The sequence below is a fragment of the Variovorax sp. GW458-11-26-14-LB1 genome (assembly GCF_059423965.1).
Genome location: NZ_JBWKYW010000007.1, coordinates 177,972 through 198,003, shown reverse-complemented (window position 1 = coordinate 198,003; position 20,032 = coordinate 177,972). Strand labels below are relative to the sequence as shown.

At 64.5% G+C, this 20,032-nt stretch carries 19 protein-coding genes; 12 read left to right on the top strand and 7 right to left on the bottom strand.

The annotated features are described in order from the left end of the window. Nucleotides 1–1,156: 1,156 nt before the first annotated feature. From yidD to AC07YS_RS07825, 4 genes are all read right to left on the bottom strand, one after another. Entirely contained in the window at nucleotides 1,157–1,483 is a 327-nt protein-coding gene (gene yidD / locus AC07YS_RS07840; RefSeq protein WP_495268469.1) for a membrane protein insertion efficiency factor YidD, read from the bottom strand. Nucleotides 1,484–2,003: 520 nt separating this feature from the next. After that, a complete protein-coding gene (locus AC07YS_RS07835) occupies nucleotides 2,004–2,453 on the bottom strand; it encodes a HEAT repeat domain-containing protein (RefSeq protein ID WP_495268468.1) in 450 nt (149 codons plus the stop codon). After that, entirely contained in the window at nucleotides 2,437–2,709 is a 273-nt protein-coding gene (locus tag AC07YS_RS07830; RefSeq protein WP_495268467.1) for a hypothetical protein, read from the bottom strand. Before AC07YS_RS07830 ends, AC07YS_RS07835 begins: the two co-directional genes overlap by 17 nt. A gap of 856 nt (nucleotides 2,710–3,565) precedes the next feature. Next, on the bottom strand, nucleotides 3,566–4,315 hold the full coding sequence (locus AC07YS_RS07825) for a YoaK family protein (protein WP_495268466.1): 750 nt from the start codon (nucleotides 4,313–4,315) through the stop codon (nucleotides 3,566–3,568). 354 nt (nucleotides 4,316–4,669) lie between these two features. On the opposite strand from AC07YS_RS07825, the gene AC07YS_RS07820 reads away from it, so the two are divergent. After that, on the top strand, nucleotides 4,670–5,038 hold the full coding sequence (locus AC07YS_RS07820) for a hypothetical protein (protein ID WP_495268465.1): 369 nt from the start codon (nucleotides 4,670–4,672) through the stop codon (nucleotides 5,036–5,038). 290 nt (nucleotides 5,039–5,328) lie between these two features. Further along, on the top strand, nucleotides 5,329–5,652 hold the full coding sequence (locus tag AC07YS_RS07815) for a hypothetical protein (protein ID WP_495268464.1): 324 nt from the start codon (nucleotides 5,329–5,331) through the stop codon (nucleotides 5,650–5,652). 544 nt (nucleotides 5,653–6,196) lie between these two features. Here the strand turns inward: AC07YS_RS07815 and AC07YS_RS07810 are convergent. Then, nucleotides 6,197–7,537: a M20 metallopeptidase family protein gene (locus AC07YS_RS07810; RefSeq protein WP_495268463.1), complete on the bottom strand. Its 1,341-nt coding sequence runs from the start codon at nucleotides 7,535–7,537 to the stop codon at nucleotides 6,197–6,199. 249 nt (nucleotides 7,538–7,786) lie between these two features. On the opposite strand from AC07YS_RS07810, the gene AC07YS_RS07805 reads away from it, so the two are divergent. From AC07YS_RS07805 to AC07YS_RS07790, 4 genes are all read left to right on the top strand, one after another. After that, entirely contained in the window at nucleotides 7,787–8,746 is a 960-nt protein-coding gene (locus AC07YS_RS07805) for a Bug family tripartite tricarboxylate transporter substrate binding protein (RefSeq protein ID WP_495268462.1), read from the top strand. After that, entirely contained in the window at nucleotides 8,747–9,505 is a 759-nt protein-coding gene (locus tag AC07YS_RS07800) for an SDR family NAD(P)-dependent oxidoreductase (protein WP_495268461.1), read from the top strand. A 108-nt stretch (nucleotides 9,506–9,613) separates the two neighbouring features. Next, the gene (locus AC07YS_RS07795; RefSeq protein WP_495268460.1) at nucleotides 9,614–10,807 is read left to right on the top strand and encodes a CaiB/BaiF CoA transferase family protein; all 1,194 of its coding nucleotides are present in this window, start codon (nucleotides 9,614–9,616) and stop codon (nucleotides 10,805–10,807) included. Further along, nucleotides 10,804–11,823: a Bug family tripartite tricarboxylate transporter substrate binding protein gene (locus AC07YS_RS07790; protein ID WP_495268459.1), complete on the top strand. Its 1,020-nt coding sequence runs from the start codon at nucleotides 10,804–10,806 to the stop codon at nucleotides 11,821–11,823. The genes AC07YS_RS07795 and AC07YS_RS07790 overlap by 4 nt, the downstream gene beginning before the upstream one ends. A gap of 105 nt (nucleotides 11,824–11,928) precedes the next feature. Here the strand turns inward: AC07YS_RS07790 and AC07YS_RS07785 are convergent, their stop codons facing one another. Then, nucleotides 11,929–12,891: a Bug family tripartite tricarboxylate transporter substrate binding protein gene (locus tag AC07YS_RS07785; protein ID WP_495268458.1), complete on the bottom strand. Its 963-nt coding sequence runs from the start codon at nucleotides 12,889–12,891 to the stop codon at nucleotides 11,929–11,931. Between the two features lie 137 nt (nucleotides 12,892–13,028). On the opposite strand from AC07YS_RS07785, the gene AC07YS_RS07780 reads away from it, so the two are divergent. Continuing rightward, a complete protein-coding gene (locus tag AC07YS_RS07780; RefSeq protein ID WP_495268457.1) occupies nucleotides 13,029–13,910 on the top strand; it encodes an SMP-30/gluconolactonase/LRE family protein in 882 nt (293 codons plus the stop codon). Here the strand turns inward: AC07YS_RS07780 and AC07YS_RS07775 are convergent. Further along, entirely contained in the window at nucleotides 13,907–14,815 is a 909-nt protein-coding gene (locus AC07YS_RS07775) for a LysR family transcriptional regulator (protein ID WP_062473426.1), read from the bottom strand. The genes AC07YS_RS07780 and AC07YS_RS07775 overlap by 4 nt on opposite strands. A 102-nt stretch (nucleotides 14,816–14,917) precedes the next feature. Here AC07YS_RS07775 and AC07YS_RS07770 point away from each other — a divergent pair, with 102 nt between their 5' ends. Genes AC07YS_RS07770 through AC07YS_RS07750 form a run of 5 tightly spaced genes read left to right on the top strand, consistent with a single transcriptional unit; the run spans nucleotide 14,918 to nucleotide 20,032 of the window. Next, entirely contained in the window at nucleotides 14,918–16,009 is a 1,092-nt protein-coding gene (locus AC07YS_RS07770) for an LLM class flavin-dependent oxidoreductase (protein ID WP_447774287.1), read from the top strand. 21 nt (nucleotides 16,010–16,030) lie between these two features. Continuing rightward, nucleotides 16,031–16,972: a flavin reductase gene (locus AC07YS_RS07765; protein WP_495268456.1), complete on the top strand. Its 942-nt coding sequence runs from the start codon at nucleotides 16,031–16,033 to the stop codon at nucleotides 16,970–16,972. Between the two features lie 28 nt (nucleotides 16,973–17,000). Next, a complete protein-coding gene (locus AC07YS_RS07760) occupies nucleotides 17,001–18,161 on the top strand; it encodes an acyl-CoA dehydrogenase family protein (protein WP_487848455.1) in 1,161 nt (386 codons plus the stop codon). A gap of 3 nt (nucleotides 18,162–18,164) precedes the next feature. After that, the gene (locus AC07YS_RS07755) at nucleotides 18,165–19,274 is read left to right on the top strand and encodes an acyl-CoA dehydrogenase family protein (protein ID WP_495268455.1); all 1,110 of its coding nucleotides are present in this window, start codon (nucleotides 18,165–18,167) and stop codon (nucleotides 19,272–19,274) included. Continuing rightward, nucleotides 19,271–20,032 carry an enoyl-CoA hydratase/isomerase family protein gene (locus AC07YS_RS07750; RefSeq protein ID WP_495264713.1) on the top strand — a complete coding sequence of 254 codons (762 nt, stop codon included), beginning with the start codon at nucleotides 19,271–19,273 and terminating at the stop codon, nucleotides 20,030–20,032. Before AC07YS_RS07755 ends, AC07YS_RS07750 begins: the two co-directional genes overlap by 4 nt.

The window sequence follows — 20,032 nt, the reverse complement described above, 5'->3', positions numbered from 1 at the left end:
ACTCCCCCGCCTCCCCAAGAGCCTTGCCCTTGCGCAAGGCAAAGCCCCGGCACACTCGTGACGAGTGCAAGCATCCCCCTCAAATACCAGAGTCCAGAATCAGTTCGCACGTCGTTCGTCCATTGGCGTTCCGGTCATAGCATCCCAGCGTCAAGACGACGGCACTAAAGCAAAAAGTGAATGTCGGCAGTTGGCCGACTCTTGCCGGCCGTGGGCTGGTCACCGGCTTAGGTAGTAGTGGCCTTCTTGCCTATGAGTTTGTCGGCGCCGCTGTGCCCCAGGGGCCGAGAGCACCGCTCTTCTGAAATGCTCCTACGGCCATGCCCCCGATGCAGAAAACCAGCAGGAGCGAAGCGCCCACCCATGGACTGGTAGACCGAAAGATCCAAAGATGAATCGCGCAGAAACTTGCCAATCCGAGCCCGAAGCCCACGACAGGTGCAACACTTTTCATTGCGCCCGCGACAAGTCCTATTCCCGCGCCGAGACAAAGGAGCGATACCGTAGATGCGATCGCTAAACCCAGGCTAGCACCGGGACCGTCCAAGTCGTCAACCGCAATCAGTCCCCAAATGCCGAGCACGAGCAGAAAACATACTGAACCCAGAACATACCCGGCGCGTGGGACCGCTTGGCCAGCATTGAAAAACATCCAGACGATAAGTCCAGTCACAGAAACCAGGGCAACCATGGGAACCAAGATGTTCATGCGGCGGCGATCTTGTTTATTGAAACTGTATGACGAAGGTCGGCTATTGGCCGATAGAGGTCTACTCAACGAGACTCGAGAATCGCCGCGAGCCTGCGAAGCTCCGCGACAAGATATGGAACGTCTTGGCGTGCGCTGGCGATAAACGCGATGTCGTGATCTGATGCGCCACTCAGGTCCATTGAGCCAGCGGCAGTAATGATGCAGCTTGAACCGCTGGTGTGATTTTCACCTTCGATTGATGCGACCCAAGGTCCTCGAGAGGTGGCCTCTACCCGCATCGCGATGAGATCGACTCGTCGTTCGTCTAACCATTGCCGGTTGCTCATTTTCTATGTCCCCGTAGCACCCGATTTCTGGCACATTCGCCTTAGCGAGGGGTTGAATGTCCGCAACCGGGTGATTTTCACTTGCAGAACCAATGTCCGGTCCTGGCCGCATTCTGACTTAGCCGGGCCAGCATCCGCAGCACCCTGACAGCTTTCTCGCACCCCAGCGAGACCAAAGCGGGCAAGCCTCGGCGGGAGCTTCCGGCGGCGCCGCGGCTGCGCGGGCGTCCGCGCTGGAGAGTATTCGCGCCGAAGCGGCGCATGCTTCAAATCGACGGATGGTGACCAGGGCGCCGGTCATCAACCCGAGGCGAGCAATCGCTCGCTTTGCGAATCGCGAACAGGAAGCTTCGCCCGTCCGCATTCGATGTGCGCAGCCGAAGCCCTTGTAAGGCGAGATGAACCGTTGGTATCCGTCAATGGCAGCTATCGCAAGGGTCTTCATGTGCCTCGCTGGAGGTTCGTGCTGAATGTCTGGTCCTGGCCGGATTGCGACCGTCGTCGGAGGCCACAGGCCACCCTTGGTCGCCTCTCGAACTACCGAAGTGTCGACGCCGCGAACAGAGGCCAGGCAGCGCCGCAAAACACCACGAATACGGCTAGAAAGATGGCCGCATACCACCGAATGATTGTCTGGACAAATTTCGGTAAGCGGCCAAAGCGGCTGCCACTCGATTGCATGTTGCCACGTGTGGGATGGAACCAAGTGGCAGCACAAAGCGCGGCCCATGGAATCCCAATCATCGGGCCTGCAAGCGAGATGGCCAACATCTCTCCGCGAAGGCTGAACAGCGCAAGGACGAAGAGCGTTGAACAGACAGATGCGGCCAGAAGCCACCACCGGAACGGGAAGAGGCGGTCGGCGAGTTTCGTGTAGAGGGCAGGTGTCATTTTCTAGGGGCGATCCGCCTCGGCAACGAGTGACCGGTTCTGGCCGAACTGTGACACACGGCGCACGGCAGCGGTCAGCGCGCCTTGAAGGGCATGGGCCAATGACTCAGACCTTCTTCGCCGTATTCCCGAATTTGGGCATCGGAACTACGAGCCATGTCTTCGAGGACGGCCTTCGATTCGTTCGTTCCGATTCGAGCAAGGGCGTACGCGCACTTTCTCTGAAACGCATGGAGGTTGCTCCACCGGACGAGTTCGGCAAATGGGATGTTCACGGCCTTCGCGATCGCTGGAACGGCTCTTGGGTCGCCGATTAGCCCGAGTTCAAATACTACGTCTTCATGGCGGTCGTGTCCGTCTTCGACCAGCAGTTCCAGCAAGACTGGAACTCGCGAAGCACTTTCTTCTGGGATGGTGTGCAACGACTCGATGATGTTGGCTATGTGCTCAGGTGTCGCCATTGTGTCCTCACTGAACTTCCGCTTGTGGCCGCTTGACGTCGGTTGCTCATTGAGCGCCTTCAAGGGCCTCGATGTATGGCAGCACCTGTGGATGAGCCTGAACCCACTGCTCGCCCAAGTACGTCGCTACGGAACTCGAGCCGATGACGCTCTCGATTGCCCCGAATTTCGAAGCGGCCTGCAGCAGACCGTGGGCCGCGTGCATTGCCTCCTCGCTCGCGGCCGCCTCCTGCCCCCCAGCTTCGATGCCCCACTCCTTCTGAATTGTCGCAACGAGTTTGCCTGCGGCGGCCTCAAGTGGTGTTCGTGAGCGTGTCATGGACGCCAATCTAACCTGCTTGTGAAGGTCCGGTTGTGGCCGACAACCGTAACTGGAGTGCGCTACCGTCGCGGACTGTTGGTTCGCAAAAAATCTGACGCTCGGGACCGGGTCCGTGGCTGGCGCGTTAAAAAACTCATATAGACCTTTGAGGGCCAGCGTGGCGGTTCGTAAACCAGGCCCAAGTGTCTTGGCGGCGCAAGATAGACCAAAGAATGACACAGCAAGCCAACAGTTGTATGGAGATGAAGATGCGTGCAGGCACCGTATATGGCCCATAGAACTGCGGCTCCGGAAAGAAGCTGCCTTTGATTACTAACGTCATGATGCTCATCCCCTTCATCCATTGCCACGTCCATTGAGCTCGACGCATGAAGAGCATCGCAACCACAGCAAACGAAGCTAGCAGTAGCGGCGACGTAACCCGATAAATTCCTGATTCATGGAGAGGAGCAAGGACAGCCATTCCACAAGATGTGAAAACGAAGAGGATGCATGCGGCGCGGAGGTATTTGGGCATTGGGCGACAGCGTCTGCTAGTGGCCGATAGTACCCATTCACAGTTCGCCCAGCCACCCTCCGAGCGCGCTGGACTCGAGCCTTCAGACTGAAGGAAGGTCGGGCACCTCGGCCCCGTAGCGCGTAGCCACAATGGCCTGTCCGACAGCGATCCTCGGGTTCGGGCCTTCTTGCCACGGCCCGCGGCCTTTCGGCAATCGGCCACCAGGTCGGCCCACCACGATAGAGCACCACTGATAGGCCTTGCCGGGCATGGGCGCGACGTGACTCGACTCGCGCTCGAGTAGTCGGTTTGAAGTTCAGCCAAGCCTGACTGTCTGACCAGTGCGCTAGTAGTTCAGCGGGAGCGGCCAGCGAGAGGAATGTCGCGTAGCAACGGCGGGATGGACAGGGCGAGCAGTAGAGCGGCTAGCGGCACCACGCACACAAAGCCGACGTACTTGAACCCTAGCGCGCCCATCGCACCTCCGAGCACGAACATGCCGACTAGGCCGCCGGCGCGACGCATGCGGCGGCGGTCGTGGCGCACTGCTGCCGTGGCCACTTTGGCGCGGCTATTCCAGTAAAGCATCTTGCCGAACTCGATGCCAACGTCGGTGATGTTGCCGGTCATGTGCGTCGTGCGGATACTGCCGCCTGAAGTTTTCGATGCCACCGCATTCTGCAGGCCCATGATGAAGGACAGCAGCAATACCGTCAGCGGCACGGCGAAGGGCGTGGCCCAGGTCAGCGTGATGGCGCCCATGAGCCCGAACGGAAACATCAGCGCTGCCTCCAGCAACAGCGGCAGGGCGTAGACGCCGTGCATGCGATGCTGCCGGCCCCAGTTCACCAGGACCGCGCATACCGCCGCGCCGCTCACGAACGCGAGTATGGCTCCCAGCGCATTCAGCAGCAGCGTGATGTTTCCCAGCACCATGCCGTCCGCCAGTTGAGAGGCGAAGCCGGTCATGTGTGAGGTGTACATGTGCAGCACCAAGAAGCCGCCAGCGTTGACGGCTCCTGCATTGAAGGCCAACAACAGGCCTAGCGCGATGTTGGTCGAGGGCGCGCGGTGGCGGTTGGTGAGAAAGCGAAGTCTGCGCACAGAATCCCTCCGGGTCGGCTGCAACTCTACACTCGGCTTTCGTGGTGACGGCCTAGCGCTCGTCTGCCGCGCCCAAGAAAAAGCCCGCACGAAGGCGGGCAAGGCGATCCCCGGAGGAGGGAGGATAGAGAGATGGGGATCGCAATGTAAATCTAACGGTTTAATTTTTGGTGACAACGGTGATTCACGGGTTCAGCCCTTTCTGCCACGGGCCTCGGCCTTCCGGCAGGCGACCGCCGGGCCGGCCCACCGCGATGGAACACCACTGGTAGCCTTTGGCGGGCATCGAGCAGGACACCCAGCAGGTTGTAGTGCGCGACTTTTGAAATTGGGCGCGCAGTGGACAATGGGTTTATGAAATCCACTCGATACATTCTTCTGGCCGTCATGCTGGCTGTTACGGGCTTGGCTTGGGCCGAGTCGGCTATTGGCGGTATCGGTGTCGTGAAATGCGATGTCTGGCTACAAGTCCGGAAGACGCCGCAGCAGGACAACGAGGTCCTCACGGAAGCGATGGTGCAGTCCTGGGTGCAGGGCTATCTATCGAGCAGGAACTCGGATGGCTCCGAAGACAAGATGGTCTTAGCGGTGCCCAACCACAAGTTAATCAATAGGGTCTTGGACACGGTGTGTAAAAAAAATCCAGAGGCGCCAATCCACGCCGTCGCATACGACTTTGCGAACTCTGCGATGGAGTTGTACCAAAACAAGAAGCGCAAGTAACCAGATCTTATTGCAGCGATACCTCGGTGCCGTCGGCGGCCGCCCGCTCATGGGCCGAATGCACAAGCCCGATCCGAAGCTGCCGCCTGACCAGTAGGACAAGCGCACAGTGATCCCGCTCGAGGTGCGCGACTTCGACCGCTGGCTGACCTGCACGGTCGAAGAGGTGGGGGAGATGCTGAAGGTGCCGCCGGTCGAGTTATTCGACGCGGAGCCTGTCGAGTCCTGAGCTACCAGCGCTGCCGCCACGGACCCGGGCAGCGCGACCTCCACGGTCCGGACGACTTCAGATGCAGCGCCTGGGCGCGGGCCGCATGCTGCAGCTCCACAAACTCAGCCGGCTCGAACATCAGGACAACGTAGGCGATCTGTGCCATCTGCCTCGGGTCGACGTTGAGCGCGAGCGGATAGATCGCGTGGCAGATTTCGTTGAGACAGTGATCGTCGACCTCGCCAGAGCCTTAATCATGCAGCTCTTCCTTGAATTCGTGCCACCAGGCTTCCCGGTTGGTCAGGGCGCGGCCTCCAAGCATGATGGGGCTGGCGGGCTTCCACATGGGCGCATGCTACTGCCCTTGCCGTCGAAATTGGGTGTTCGGTGCGCGGCGATCTAGGGGGAAACGTCTGACAAACGCGCAAGTCTCAGAGGGAGGCAGATGCTCATTTCCTCGATTTTTGGACTGTGAATTTGTCAGAGGTTTGCCGGCAATCCCGTGCTGTGACAGACATTTGGCCGGTTCCAAACACCCTCATGGGGTGCAAGGGGTCGAAGGTTCGAATCCTTTCACACCGACCAAAATTGACAGGGGTTAGCAGCGTAGTAGTTGCTAACCCCTTCGTCATTTCTGCTGCCCATGCACCTAGAGGTCCCCTCAATCGAGACGCTTCGAGCTCGCCGAGAGGTCAGCACGACCGCCAGAGCGCGAAGACATTTCCCAAGGAAATGGACCGGCTACTGGGGCTAGGCTAAGGGCCCGGCGCTCGCTCGGCGAATCGGAGTGGCGCCAACAGAAACACACATCAAGCCGCTGCTCACTTGAGCGGCGGCTTTTTCTTTATGCGTCCAGTGGAGGCGCGTTTCCTGATGCGCAAATCCTTCCGCGAGTTGTGGGCGAAGTTTCAAGGGCATGTGCCGCGCGGCTTGGACCATCCGATTCATCAGGGCGTGCCTGTCCTTGCACGTGTCATTTGCGCCAGGGTCGCACTGGTCAAGGCTCTCACCCCGATGCGCATCGCGGACTCATCGACGGTGAACAGCGGCGAATGATTTGTCGGGCCAGCGCGATCGGGGTACGGCGAGGCGTTCAAAATCCAGAACACCACCGGAACGCCCGTGCCGCCGAAGGCGCCAAAGTCTTCCGATCCCATTGACGGCAAGATCTCCGTGACCTTGTCTTTTCCTGCTGCGGCCTTCAATGCATCGACGAGCGCCATCGTGGTCGGCGCATCGTTGACAAGCACGCCGTAGCCCCCACCAGTATCGATGCGCACATTGGCCTTGACGCCGTAGCTGGCCGCGATGTGCTCGGCTTTCATGCGAATCTGCTCGTGGGCGACCTTTTGGTTCTGCGCCGACAGCGCGCGTACCGTGCCTGAGAGTTCTGCGGTCTCGGGCAGGATGTTGAAGCGGTTGCCACTTTGCAGCATGCCTACCGTCACCACGGTGGCACCTCCATCGATCGTCGGGTTGGTGCGGTGGCTGACGATGTTCTGCAAGCCCAGGGCAATTTCCGCAGCCACCAACATGGGAGAGTTGGCAGCCCATGGCGCGGCGCCGTGCCCGCCAGCGCCGTTGAGCTTGATGTTGAACACGTCGATGCTGGCCAGCATGGCACCAGGTCGATAGGAGATGGAGCCCTTGGGCGCTTGTGCGCCGATGTGCTGGCCCAACACGACATCGACCTTGGGATTGTCCAGAACGCCGGCCTTGACCATTGCCAGCGCGCCGCTGGGGTTTTCGGCGCCGGGGCCGATCTCTTCGGCTGGTTGGAACAGGAAGACCACCGTGCCGGGCAGATCCTCTCGCATGGCCGAAAGGGCTTGAGCCGCGCCCAGCAACATGGCTACGTGTGTGTCGTGGCCGCAGACATGCGACACCGAAATTTCCTGGCCACGCCACAGGGCCTTGGCCGTTGAACGGAACGGCAGGCCGTTGCGTTCCTCGACAGGCAGGGCGTCCATGTCGGCGCGCAGCGCAACCACCGGGCCGGGCTTGCCGCCACGCAGTACGGCCTTGATGCCGGTCCTGGCGATGCCGGTCTGGACTTCGACGCCTGGGATCTTGCCCAATGCGGCAGCAATGTACTTGGCCGTCTCGACTTCTGCGTACGCAAGTTCTGGATGCTGATGGAGATGACGACGCCATGCGATGACGTCGGGCTCGGCTGCATCGGACAAGGCGAGCGCGCGCTCAAGCAAGGGCTGCGGCGTCGCCGCGGAAGCGGTGGCCATTTGCATGCCGATTGCCGCTGCACACAGGAGTGGTTTCAGGACGTTCACGATGTCGCTTTTCCTTCTGATGGATGTGAGGGTGTGAAATCTTGCGAAGATGAAGCTGCGTTTCGTCCCCGTGCAGCGCCGGTGGCCAGCTGACATCCAGCTTCCGAGGGCGGTTCACTGTAGGTGGACACCTCTCGGACGTTCCTCCCGAAACTACAAAGCACCTTTTCATCCCTTGATGCATGCCGCCGAGCCCGCGCTCCTAAACTGAGGAAAGCCATCTCGGCACCCCATTCAGGAGACATCGCCATGCAATCCCGGAAGCGCCTCGGCGGCTTTCTGCTCGGCCTCGTCCTCGCCGTCGGCACGGCGCAGGCCCAGCAACCCCTTCGCATCGTCGTGCCCTTTGCGGCCGGCGGCGGCACCGACCAGTACGCGCGGCTGCTGGCCGCTGAACTCACCAAGCGCGGCACCCAGACCATCGTCGACAACAAGCCCGGCGCCAGCGGCATCGTGGCCGCCGACAACGTCGCGCGTTCCAAGCCGGATGGCACCACCGTGCTCATGAGCTCGCTGAGCATTCTGGCCAGCAACACCGTGATGTACGACAAGCTGCCCTACGACCCGGTAAAGAGCTTCGCGCCCGTCACGCAGATCGCCTACCAGCCGACCATCATCGTGGGGCGCGCGGACCTGCCTTATAAGAACATCAAGGAAATGGTGGCCTATGCCAAGGCCCATCCGGACAAGATCAACCGCGGTTCGCCGGGCGCGGCCATCCTGACCAACTTGGCGCCGCTGGCCTTCGAGGGCATGGCCGGCATTCGCACGACGCACATTCCGTTCAATGGCGATTCGCCCGGCTTGCAGGCGCTGCTGGGCAGCCAGATCGACATTCAGGGCACCTCCATCACCGGCCCGTTGCAGCACATCAAGGCGGGCAAGATGCGTGTGCTGGGCGTCATGGACGCCAAGCGCCTGCCTCAGGTGCCCGATGCGCCCACGTTCAAGGAGCAGGGCTACGACATCGAGGCACTGCTGTGGTACGCGCTGTCCGCGCCAGCCGCCACGCCCACGGACACCATCGACAAGCTCAATCGCGCCGTCAACCAGGTGCTGGTCGATCCGGACTTCATCGCGCGTTCCCAGGCGATCGGCATGGAGCCGCGAGGCGGAACGCCGCAGGCGCTGGCCGCCTATGTGAAGGCCGAGACCGAGCGCTGGGTTCCATTGCTTCAGCGCCTGGATCTGCCCAAGCAGGGGCATTGAATGCGTCCGTTGTTCGATGACACGGTGGCCCTGGTCAGCGGGGCGAGCCAGGGCATCGGCTTCGCCATTGCGACCCGCCTGCTGGAGGCCGGCTGTCGCGTCGCGTTGACCGACATCGACGCCGACAAAACGCGCGAGGCCGCCGCGCGCACGGGCCATGCGGCGGACCGCGTGCGCCCGTACGCGCTGGACGTGCGCGACGCCGCGCAATGCGAGGCCGTGGTCGCCGACCTGCAGCAAGCCTGGGGCCCCGTGGGCGTGCTCGTGAACAACGCGGGCGTCGGTGGCCGCAGCGCGGCGTTCGAGGCGCAGTCGCTCTCGGACGACATCGACCACGTGATGGCGGTGAACGTCAAGGGCGTGCTCAACCTCACCGTGGCCTGCACCGAAGGCCTGCGCAAGACGCGGGGCGCCGTCGTCAATGTGGCGTCCATCACCTCGCTCGTGGCGACCTCGGCCCACATGGCCTATGGCGCGTCGAAAGGGGCGGTCGGTCAGCTCACGAAATTCCTGGCGCGCGACTTCGGTCCGCACGGCGTGCGCGTGAATGCCGTCGCCCCCGGACTGGTCATGACGCCGATGACCGCCCACATCGCGGATGACGCCGAGCGTCACGAGCGGATGGTGCGCCGCACGTTCCTGCGTCGCGTGGGCGATCCGCAGGACATCGCGGGCCCCGTGGTGTTCCTGGCCTCGGAGCAGGCGCGCTACGTCACCGGAACCATCCTGCCGGTCGACGGCGGCTACACCGCCAACTGATGGAGGCCGCGCGGCTGCGCCGTGCGCGGTCGTCCGGCGATCGCCTGGGCGAACAGGCGAACCGCATCGAAGACAAGACCCGAGAACCATCGAATGAACCCAACTTTCATGCAACCCCTTGCCGGCATGCGCGTGCTGGACCTGTCACGCGTCATGGCCGGCCCTCTGTGCGGCATGGCGCTGGCCGACCTGGGCGCCGACGTGATCAAGGTCGAACACCCTGAGCGCGGAGACGGCACGCGCGACTGGGGCGTGCGCATCGGAAGCCACAACACGTCCTACTTCAACAGCTGCAACCGCAACAAGCGCTCCATCTGCGTGGACCTGCAGGACAAGGAGGGCCAGGACATCGTGCGCCAGCTCGCCGCGCAGTGCGACGTGGTCATCCAGAACTTCAAGTACGGCGGCGCGCAGAAGATGGGCCTGGGCTACGACGACCTGCGCAAGCTCAACCCGAAGCTCATCTACTGCTCGATCTCGGGCTACTCGGTGCTGAGCGAGGAAAAAGCGCGGCCGGGCTACGACCTCGTGATCCAGGGCGAGACGGGCCTGATGGCCATGAACGGCGAAGAAGGCCAGGGCCCGCTGAAGTTCGGCATTGCCGCGGTCGACATGTTCACCGGCATGTACTCGGCACAGGCCATCCTGGCCGTGCTCTACGAACGCACGCGCACCGGCGAGGGCCGGCACATCCAGATGTCGCTGTACGACAGCGGGATGATGATCACCTCGTACTACGGGCTCACCGCCTGGCTCAACAAGGGCGACCCCGCCAAGTTCGGCAACTCGCACCCGTCGATCGTGCCCTACGGCGTGTTCGAGGCCGCGGATGGCCCGGTGGTGATCGCGGTCGGCAACAACGGCCAGTTCAGGAAGTTCTGCGACGAGGTGATTTTTTGCCCCGAGCTGCCGGTCGATCCGAAGTTCGCCACCAACACCGCACGTTCGAAGCACCGGCATGAGTTGCTGCCACTCCTGCTCGCGAAGATCGGCCAGTTCTCGCGCGCCGTTCTCATCGAACGCATGAACAAGGCAGGCATTCCCTGCGGGGAGGTGCTCGGCCTCTACGACGCGCTGCAGTCCGACCGCACGGCGCAGACGCAGGTCTGGCACCGCTTCGAAGACACGCAGGCGGGGCCGCAGGCCGTGCACGCGCCGCCCTACATCATCGACGGCGCACGCGCGGGTGTGCGCCACCACCCGCCGCACCTGGGGGAGCACACGGCCGAAGTGCTGCGCGAGCTGCTCGACATGGGCGACGGCCAACTTGAATCCCTGAGCCAAAGAAGCGTCATCAAATGAAATTGCATCGCATCCGAGAAACCGAACCCGCCGCCCCGCGCCGGCTCCTGCTGAAGTCGTGCCTCGCGACCGGCGCAGCGCCCTGGCTGGCGTCGCTCTCCGGCGGCGCCAACGCGGCGAGTCGCTGGCCCGAAAAAACCGTTCGCATGGTCGTGGCCTTTCCGGCCGGCGGCCCGACCGATGCGACCGCGCGCCTGGTCGCGCAGAAGCTGACCGGCGCGCTCGGCCAGCCCGTCATCGTGGACAACCGTCCCGGCGCCTCGGGGTCCATCGGCACCACGTCGCTGATCAAGTCGGCGCCCGACGGCTACACGGTGTCGATGTTCGGCATGCCCGCGCTGGTGGCGCCGATCGTCTACAGGAACAACCAGTACGACGTGCGCAAGGATTTCACCTGCGTGGCGTCAGTCTACGATTTGCCGCTGGTCTTGATGATCAACCCGCTGGTGCTGCCGGGCGTGAGCGATCTCAAGGGCTTCATCGCGGCCGCCAAGGCGCAGCCTGTCAACTACTCCACCGCGGGATCGGGCAGCATCGGCCACCTGGCGATGGAGCAGCTCAAGGACATGGGCGGCTTTCCGATGCAGCATGTGGGCTACAAGGGCAGTGCGCCGGCCATCACCGACCTGCTGGGTGGGCAGATCGGCGCCATGTTCGTCGACCTGGTCGCGGCCATGCCGCACATCCGCAGCGGACGCCTCAAGGCACTGGCGCTCGGCTCTGCCGATGCCCGGGCCTTCCTGCCCGAGGTGCCGTCCATCGCGCAGCAAGGCTTCGCTGGCTTCAATGTGAGCAGCTGGAGCGGCCTGATCGTGCCGAACGGCACGCCGGCCGGCGTGGTGACCCGGCTCGACTCGGAACTGCGCCGCATCCTGGCCGAAGCGGACACGAAGCGCGGGCTCGAAAACATCGGCGCGCTCAGCGCCTACCAGCCGCCCGAAGTCATGAAGCGGCGAATGGCCAGCGAGTTCGAGCGCTGGAACAAGGTGGCGTCGGAGAAGGACATCTCGATCTGATTTTGGGTTGGCATCCTCGGGTGCCGACGCCATCGCAGCAACGCCCCGGAACCCGAAGCCCTTCGAGGCTTGAGTTCCGGGGCGTTGTGCATGGGGCTCTGAGGATTAGTGCGATTGCTTCGGCAGATTCAAACTGCGCAGGATCGGAAGCCAGCGGTCCGCCTCGACCTTGATGAACCGGGCCAGCTCTTCGGGCGTGCCGCCGCGGGGCTCCATGCCGATGGCGCGGGCACGGGCCACGAAGTCGGGGTCGGCGATCACCTGGTTCACGGCCTTGTTCAGCCGGTCGATCACCGGCCTGGGCGTGCCGGTAGGCACCGAGAGGGAGTACCACAGCGTGGCTTCCATGTCGAAGCCCTGTTCCTTGAACGTGGGGGCGTCGGGCACCTGCGGCAGGCGCCGCGAATCCATCACGCCGAGCACGCGCAACTTGCCCGACTTCACATAAGGCAGCGATCCCGTGATGGACGTGCCGTGGATGTCGATCTGGTTGCCCAGCAGGGCCTGCAGCGCGGGGGCGTCTCCGTTGAAAGGAATGTGCAAGGTGTTGAAGCCTTGTTCCTTTTCGAAAGCGATGGGTGCCAGGTTGGTCAGGATGGCTGCGCCGGGCGAACCGCGGTTGATCTTGCCGGGGTTCTGCTTGGCGTAGGCCACCATTTCCTTGATGTTCTTGTAGGGCAGGTCGGTGCGACCCACGACGATGGCAGGCTGGTAGGCGATCTGCGTGACGGGCGCGAAGTCCTTCACGGGGTCGTAGGGCAGCTTCTCGTAGAGCACGCTGTTGTTCGCGAGCGTGCCCAGCGACGACACGAGCACGGTCTGCCCATCCGGTTTGGCGCGGGCCACGTAGTCGGCGGCCAGGATGCCGCTGGCGCCGGGCTTGTTCTCGATGATGACGTTCAGCCCTTGCTTGCCGAGTTCCTGGGCCAGGATGCGGCAGTACTGGTCGGTGCCGCCGCCGGCCGCAAAGGGCACGACGAGGCGGGTCACCTGTTGGGCAAGGGCGAGGGCCGGGGCGAGCGCGCAGGCACCCAGCGCCAACCCCATGACGAGTTTTCGATAGCTCATTCTTGTCTCCTGTTCTGGTTCGAATCGAACGCTGGATTCAGTCTAGGGCGCAGCTCCCAGCAGTGATCTGCAAGGAATGAAAAGCAGCTTTGCGGGATGCGCCGACAGGGGCGCCGGCCCGCCCGCACACTTGCCCGATGACCGTGAAGATCACCCGGGTCGGGACGACCAAAGATCAACTGGGCGAGAGCCCCTGCTGGGATGCCGATGCACAGGCCCTGAACTGGATCGACGCGCTGGCCGGCACGCTGTGGCGGTGGAACCCCGAGGCCGGGCTGCCCGAGCCGCACCCGTTGCCTGCGCCCGTGGGGTCGATCGCGCCGTGCCGCAGCGAGGCTGTCGTGGTGGCGCTGCGCCACACCTTTGCGCGCTATGACTTCGTCACGCGCACGCTGGCGCACCTGGCCCGCATTCCCGTGGACCATCCGAACGTCCGCTTCAACGATGGCAAGTGCGATCCGGCGGGCAACTTCCTGGCGGGCACCATGCACGTCGATCGCCAGGCCGGCGAGGCGGTGAAGGGCGGGCTCTACCGGCTGCGCCCCGACCTTCGCGTGGAGCACCTGGCCGACGATATCGGTTTTGCCAACGGGCCTTGCTTCAGCCCCGACGGCCGCGTGCTGTACCTGGCCGACAGCCTGGAGCGAACCATTTGGGTTTATGACTACGACCCGGATGGCCCCTTGCGAAACAAGCGCCTGTTTGCAAAGACGCACGCCTTCGACTCCGGGCCCGACGGGGCGACGGTGGATTCACAAGGGTTCCTCTGGACAGTGCTGACCCGCGCCGCCAAGCTGGCGCGCTATGCCCCGGACGGCACGCTGGAGCGCCTTGTCGAGTTGCCGGTGAGCTACCCCACGAGCATCTGCTTCGGCGGGCCCCGCCTGGAGCACATGTACCTGACCAGCATTTCACGCAGCGCGCGGCTGGAGGGCAACCAGGCGCAGGATGGCGGGCTGTTCGTGATCACCGGCCTGCCCGCCACGGGGCGTCTGCCCCATCACTTCGCCGACGTCTAGCGGGTCTCGCTTCTGAGTGCGTCTGCCACGTAGTCCACGAAGGCACGCACCTTCAGCGGCAGCACGCGGCTCTGCCGGAAGACGGCGAAGACGCCGTTGGAGAACGCCCGCACGGCAAAGCGGTATTCGGGTAGCAGCCGCACCAGCGTGCCGTCGCGCAGGTCGTCGCGCACGGTGGCCTCCGACAGCAGCGCCACGCCCATGCCGCCGATGGCGGCCAGTCGCAGCAGCTCGCCGTTGTTGGCACTCAGCACGCCCTGGATGGCCAGCTCCTGCTGTTCACCCGCCGGGTCGATGTACTTCCAGGTGATGACTTCGCGCTCGCGCCGGTAGGTGAGGCAGCGCACGTGCGGCAGGTCGCTGGGATGCCGGATGCGCGAGTAGGTCTTCACGAAGGCCGGGCTGGCCACCAGCACCTCGTCGCTGGACTGCAGCCGCTTGATGACGAAGCCTGAATCGTTGGACTCTCCGGTGCGGATGTCGACGTCGAAGTCGTGTTCCACCAGGTTGATCGGATGCTCGGAGAGTTCGAGCTCGACGCGGATGTCCGGATAGAGCTCCGCGAAGCGCGGCAGCAGCGGCGCGAGCACCCGCAGGCCGATGTGCGTGCGCGAATGCACGCGCAGGCGGCCTTCTGGTCGCTGGCGCGCGTTGTGCACGGCCTGCTCGGCCTCGCTCATGAGTTCCAGCATCGCCTCGGCCCGCTCCAGGAAGGCCTGGCCTGCTTCCGTCACCTTGAGGTTGCGGCTGGTGCGGTCCACCAGTTGCACGCCCAGTTCTTCTTCCAGTGCGCTGATGCGCCGCGAGATGGTCGCGGGCGAGAGGCTGAGGCTGCGGGCCGCGGCCGAGAGGCTGCCCTTTCTCTGGGTGGCCACAAAGATGCGCAGCGAGTCGAGGGCCTTCATTTCGAAAGACGCAAAGAAGCTGTGCGTTCGCTGGTGATCCACGCAGGCGTTGAGTTCCTACGATGGACCTCGATCAACACCAGCCAACCAGGAGCAACAGCGATGGATTTCGGAATCTTCATTTTGATGCAGCAGCGGAACAAGCATAAGACCTCCCACCAGATCCTGCGAGATGCCATCGAGCAGACACGACTGGCGGACGAACTGGGTTTCGGGGCCGCGTGGTACGCCGAGCACCACTTCAGCAACTACGGCATGTGCTCGTCGCCCTTGACCATGATCGCGCACTGCGCCGCGGTCACCCGCAACATCCGGCTGGGAACCGGCATTGTCGTCGCTCCGCTGTACACGCCGGCCCGCCTGATCGCGGATGTGGCCATGGTCGACCAGCTGTCGAACGGCCGCCTGAACCTGGGCATCGGCTCGGGCTACCAGCAGTTCGAGTTCGAGCGATTCGGCGTGTCGCTCGAATCCGCCAAGGGCCGCACCTTCGAGATGCTCGACATGCTCGAGGCGGGCCTGCGGGAGCCGAAGTTCAGCTACGACGGCGCGTACTACCAGCAGCCGATGAGCGCCATCAGCCAGCGGGCGGTGCAACGCCCCATGCCGCCGATGTGGATCACCAGCGTCGACCCGGCGTTCCTGTCGCGCGCCGTGAAGTCCGATCACCATGTGTTCGTCTCCGGCGGCGACGGCGGCCTGGAGAAGCTGGCGGGCACCCGCGCGCTCATCGACAAGGTGGCCACGGCGGAGGGCAAGGACCCGGCCGGCGTGCAGGTCGGCCTGCTGCGCGCGGCCTATGCCAGCAACAACAAGGACGAGGTGGAAAGCTACCTCGAATGCGCCCGCTACCAGCGCCGCATCGCCGTGAGCCTGAAGCGCCGCACCGCGCAGATCGCCGACGACTACCAGGTCGAGGAAGGCATCGTCGAGGGCGAGCCCACGCTGGACGAGATGCGCGCGCTGCTGCCCGTGGGCGACATCGACACCGTGATCGAGCGCGTGGTCAACGAAATCCGCACGCTCAAGCCGGTGCACTACTGCTTCCAGACGCAGATGGGCGACTTCGACCACGCCACGATGCTGCGCCAGCTCGAGGTCTGGGGCAAGGTCATCATTCCGACGGTGCAGCAGGAGATCGCCAACGATCCGCCGCACCGGCCCGTGGCCCAGAGCGAACTTGCTGCGGCTTGAGGCCGAGCGCCAGGAGACGCCATGTCCGAAGTCGCTGAAGAAGAAAGCACCCGCGGCGCCATCGAGCCTGCCCAGTTCCGTCAGCTGCTCGGGTGCTTTCCGACCGGCGTGGCGGTCATCACCACCTGCACGCCGGACGGCCAGCCGGCCGGCCTGACCTGCAACTCCTTCAGTTCGGTCTCGCTGGACCCGCCGCTGGTGCTGTTCAGCCTGCGCAATGCGAGCCGATTGCTGGGCACGTTCCAGGCGGCGGACGGCTTTGTCATCAACATCCTCTCCGAGCAGCAGGATGCGCTGTCGGGCCGGTTCGCCTCGAGCAAGATCGAGGACAAGTTCGAGGGCGTGCCGTGGCGCGCCGGCGCGCTGGGCATGCCACTGATCGACGATTGCCTGGCGAGCTTCGAATGCCGCGTGCATGCGGCTCACGAAGCCGGCGACCACACCATCTTCATCGGCGAGGTCCGGCACCTGAGCGCCGGAGCAACCGACCAGGCGCTGGTGTTCTACAAGGGCGCCTACATGAAGCTGGCCGAGTCGCTGCGCAAGCTGGTTGTGGAAGGGCGGTTGGGAGACGCCGACATCGACGAGGCCTATCGCACGCTCTATGGCACGTTGCTGCGCCTGGCCAGCGAGCGCGCCACCGAGGCCGAGCTGGACGCCGTGCATGAAGCCGCCGGTGCCATCGAGGCGCACCCCGACGACGCACCGCTCAAAGAGCGCATCGCCTCCGCCAGTGCGTTCTTCTCGTCGATCGCCACGGCCGGCCATAACGAAGCGCTCACGCTGATGGCGCAGACCATGACCAGCGTGCTGCGCGAGCGCATGACGCATGTGCTCTCGGTGCGCCCGCGTCCCGACCTGTTTCCGCTGCGCCGCAAGGTGGCGCACAACCTGCGCCAGCGCGACGCCGCCGGTGCCACCGCCGCCCTGGACGAGCTGATCACGCAGCTGCGCAAGGGTTGAGCCTTTCCGAAATTCCACAGGAGACAAGATGTCCATCGACTACGCCGGCTTCCGGCGCGAACTCGAATCGTTCGTGCGCAGTGCCTGCCCGCCAGAGATCCGCGCCGTCGTCGCGGCCGGCCAGAAGATCACGAAGCGCGAATACCAGGCCTGGCAGCAGATCCTCAACGCCCAGGGCTGGGGTGCGCCGAGCTGGCCGCGCGAAGCCGGCGGCACGGGCTGGGACATCCGCCAGCGCCTCATCTTCGAGGAGGTGATGGCCGAGAACGACTGTCCGCCCCTTTACCACCACGGGCTGGGCCACATCGGTCCGGTGATCATCCGTTTCGGCACACCCGAGCAGAAGGCCCGGTTCCTGCCGCGCATCCTCGACGGTTCGGACTGGTGGTGCCAGGGCTATTCGGAGCCCGGCTCGGGCTCCGACCTGGCCTCGCTGTCCACCAGCGCACGGCGAGACGGCGACGAGTGGGTCGTCAACGGCCAGAAGATCTGGACCTCGCATGCCCACGAGGCCAGCATGATCTACATGCTGGTGCGCACGTCGAAGGAGGCGAAGAAGCAGGAAGGCATCTCGCTGCTGCTGGTGCCCATGGACACCCCGGGCATCACCGTGCGCCCGATCCAGACCATCGACGGCTGGCATCACCTGAACGAGGTGTTCTTCGACGAGGTGCGCGTGCGCGCCGACAACCTCGTCGGCGAAGTCGGCAAGGGCTGGACCTGCGCCAAGTTCCTGCTCGAACGCGAACGCCTTCCGCCGGCCAACGTGGCGCGGCTGGAACTCATGCGCCGCCAGGTCACGCAATTGGTCGAGGAGGCGAGCCGCGCCACCGCGGGGCTGCGCGACTTCAGCGGCTTGCACCACAAGTTGCTCCTGTGCGAGGCCGACGTGAAGGGCGCGCGCGTGATGATGGCGCAGGCCACCGACGACCTGATCCACCAGCGCCCGCTGGGCGTGCAGCCCTCGGTCATCAAGATGACCTGCGCCGACGTCGCGCAGCGCCTGACGACCATCGCCCTCGATGCGGTCGGTCCCGATGCCGCGCATCGCTTTCTCGCCGAGGTGGGGGACGACGTGCCCGACGCCACCTGGATCCAGAACTACATGTTCACGCGCGCCCGCACCATCGCCGGCGGCACCTCCGAGGTGCAGCGCAACGTGGTCGCCAACGAACTCCTGGGAGCCTGAGCCATGTCCACCTCTTTCCCGTCGCTCTTTCCCGGCATGCTGCTGGACGCGGCGAGCCGCTATGCCGAAGACCACATCGCCGTCGCGATCGACGGTGACCCCGTGCGCGAACTGGGCTGGACGGCCACCCTCGTGCCCGAGGAGACCGGCGGTGTCGGCGGCAGACTGAGCGATCTCGCGTCCATCGTGGAGGGGCTCGCCACACACGGCCTGCAACTGCCGGTGGTCGAGACCTGCGCCGTGGTGCCGCTGCTGCTGCAGGCCGCGGGCGCCGAAACGGCCCATCGCTGGCTGGAGGCCGTGGCCGAGGGCAGCGTGCAGATGGCGCCCCTGACCGCCTTGTCTTCCACGCCCGACGTCCATGCGGTAAAGGCGAGGCACCTCGACATCGGCTATGAGCTGAGCGGCGCCGTGCAGGGCGTCGATGCGACGCTGCCTGCCACGCATTACCTCGTGCCTGCGCAAGTCGATGGCGAGGACGCCATCTTCCTGGTCGATGCCGAACGCATCGGCGCACCGAAGGCCCGCTACCGGACGATGGAGGGCCGCGCGGGCGCGGACTTCACGCTGGCGCAACTGGCCGTGCCCGAGAGCGCGTGCATCGCGCGCGGTGTCGCTGCACGCGATGCGCGCGCCAAGGCGACCGATGCCGCCTTGCTGCTCACGGCCGCCGACACGGTGGCCGCGCTGGCCACCCTCATCCGCCAGACGGTCACCCACCTGAAGGAGCGCCGCCAGTTCGGCGTGGCGTTGTCGAGCTTCCAGGTGCTGCGCCATCGCGTGGCCGACATGTACGTGAAGTACCTGGGCGCCAAGGGCCTGGTGATCCATTGCTTCCACGCCCATGAACAGAACGCGCCCGACCTGCGCCGCACCCTGCGCCTGGCCAAGGTGTCGCTGGCCGAGTCGGCACGCGCCTGTGCGGAAGCGGCCATCCAGATGCATGGCGGCATGGGGGTGAGCGAAGAAGTGCTGGCCACGCGCACGGCGCAGCGCCTCATCGCCTCCGAGTTCCGCTACGGCGATCGCCTCCTGCATGTCGCCCAGCTGCTGGCGCCACAGGCGTGTGCACCACACGTTTCTTTTTCCAACCAAACCGGGAGTGTGCGATGAGCATCAATCTGGAAGTTTCCGACTACATCGCCGTCGTCCGGCTCGACAAGCCGCCGGTCAACGCGCTGGACCGCGCCACGCGCCGCCGCCTCATCGAAATCTTCGACGAGGTCTCCGAACGCTCCGACGTGCGCGTGGCGATCCTCACGGGCACCGGCAAGTTCTTCTGCTCCGGCGCCGACCTGAAGGACCGCCCCAATGCCGACAAGGCCGGCGACTTTCTCGACCACAACCGCTGGACGCGCGAGACGGGCAATGCCATCCGCGAATGCGCCAAGCCCGTGATCGCGGCCGTCAACGGCCCCGCGCTGGGCGCGGGCTTCGGCCTCATGGCCGCGTGCGACATCTTCCTGGCGAGCGAGGACGCCACCTTCGCCATGCCCGAGATCAACGTGGGCCTCGCGGGCGGTGTCTCGATGCTGCGCACCATGGTCGGGCGCTCGTTCACGCGCCGCATGTTCTTCACCGGCATGAAGGTGCCTGCCGCCGAGCTGTACCGCCGCGGCGTGATCGACGAGGTGGTGCCCGCCGAACAGCTGATGCCGCTGGCGCTGGAGATCGCGCAGGAGATCGCCTCCAAGGCGCCGCTGGCCATCGCCTATGCAAAGCAGGCCGCCAACATGATGGACCTGATGCCGCAGCGCGACGGCTACCGCTTCGAGCAGAACTTCACCATGGCGCTGGCCCGCACGGAAGACGCGCAGGAAGCCCGCAAGGCCTTCCTCGAGAAGCGCAAACCCGTCTACAAGGGGCGCTGA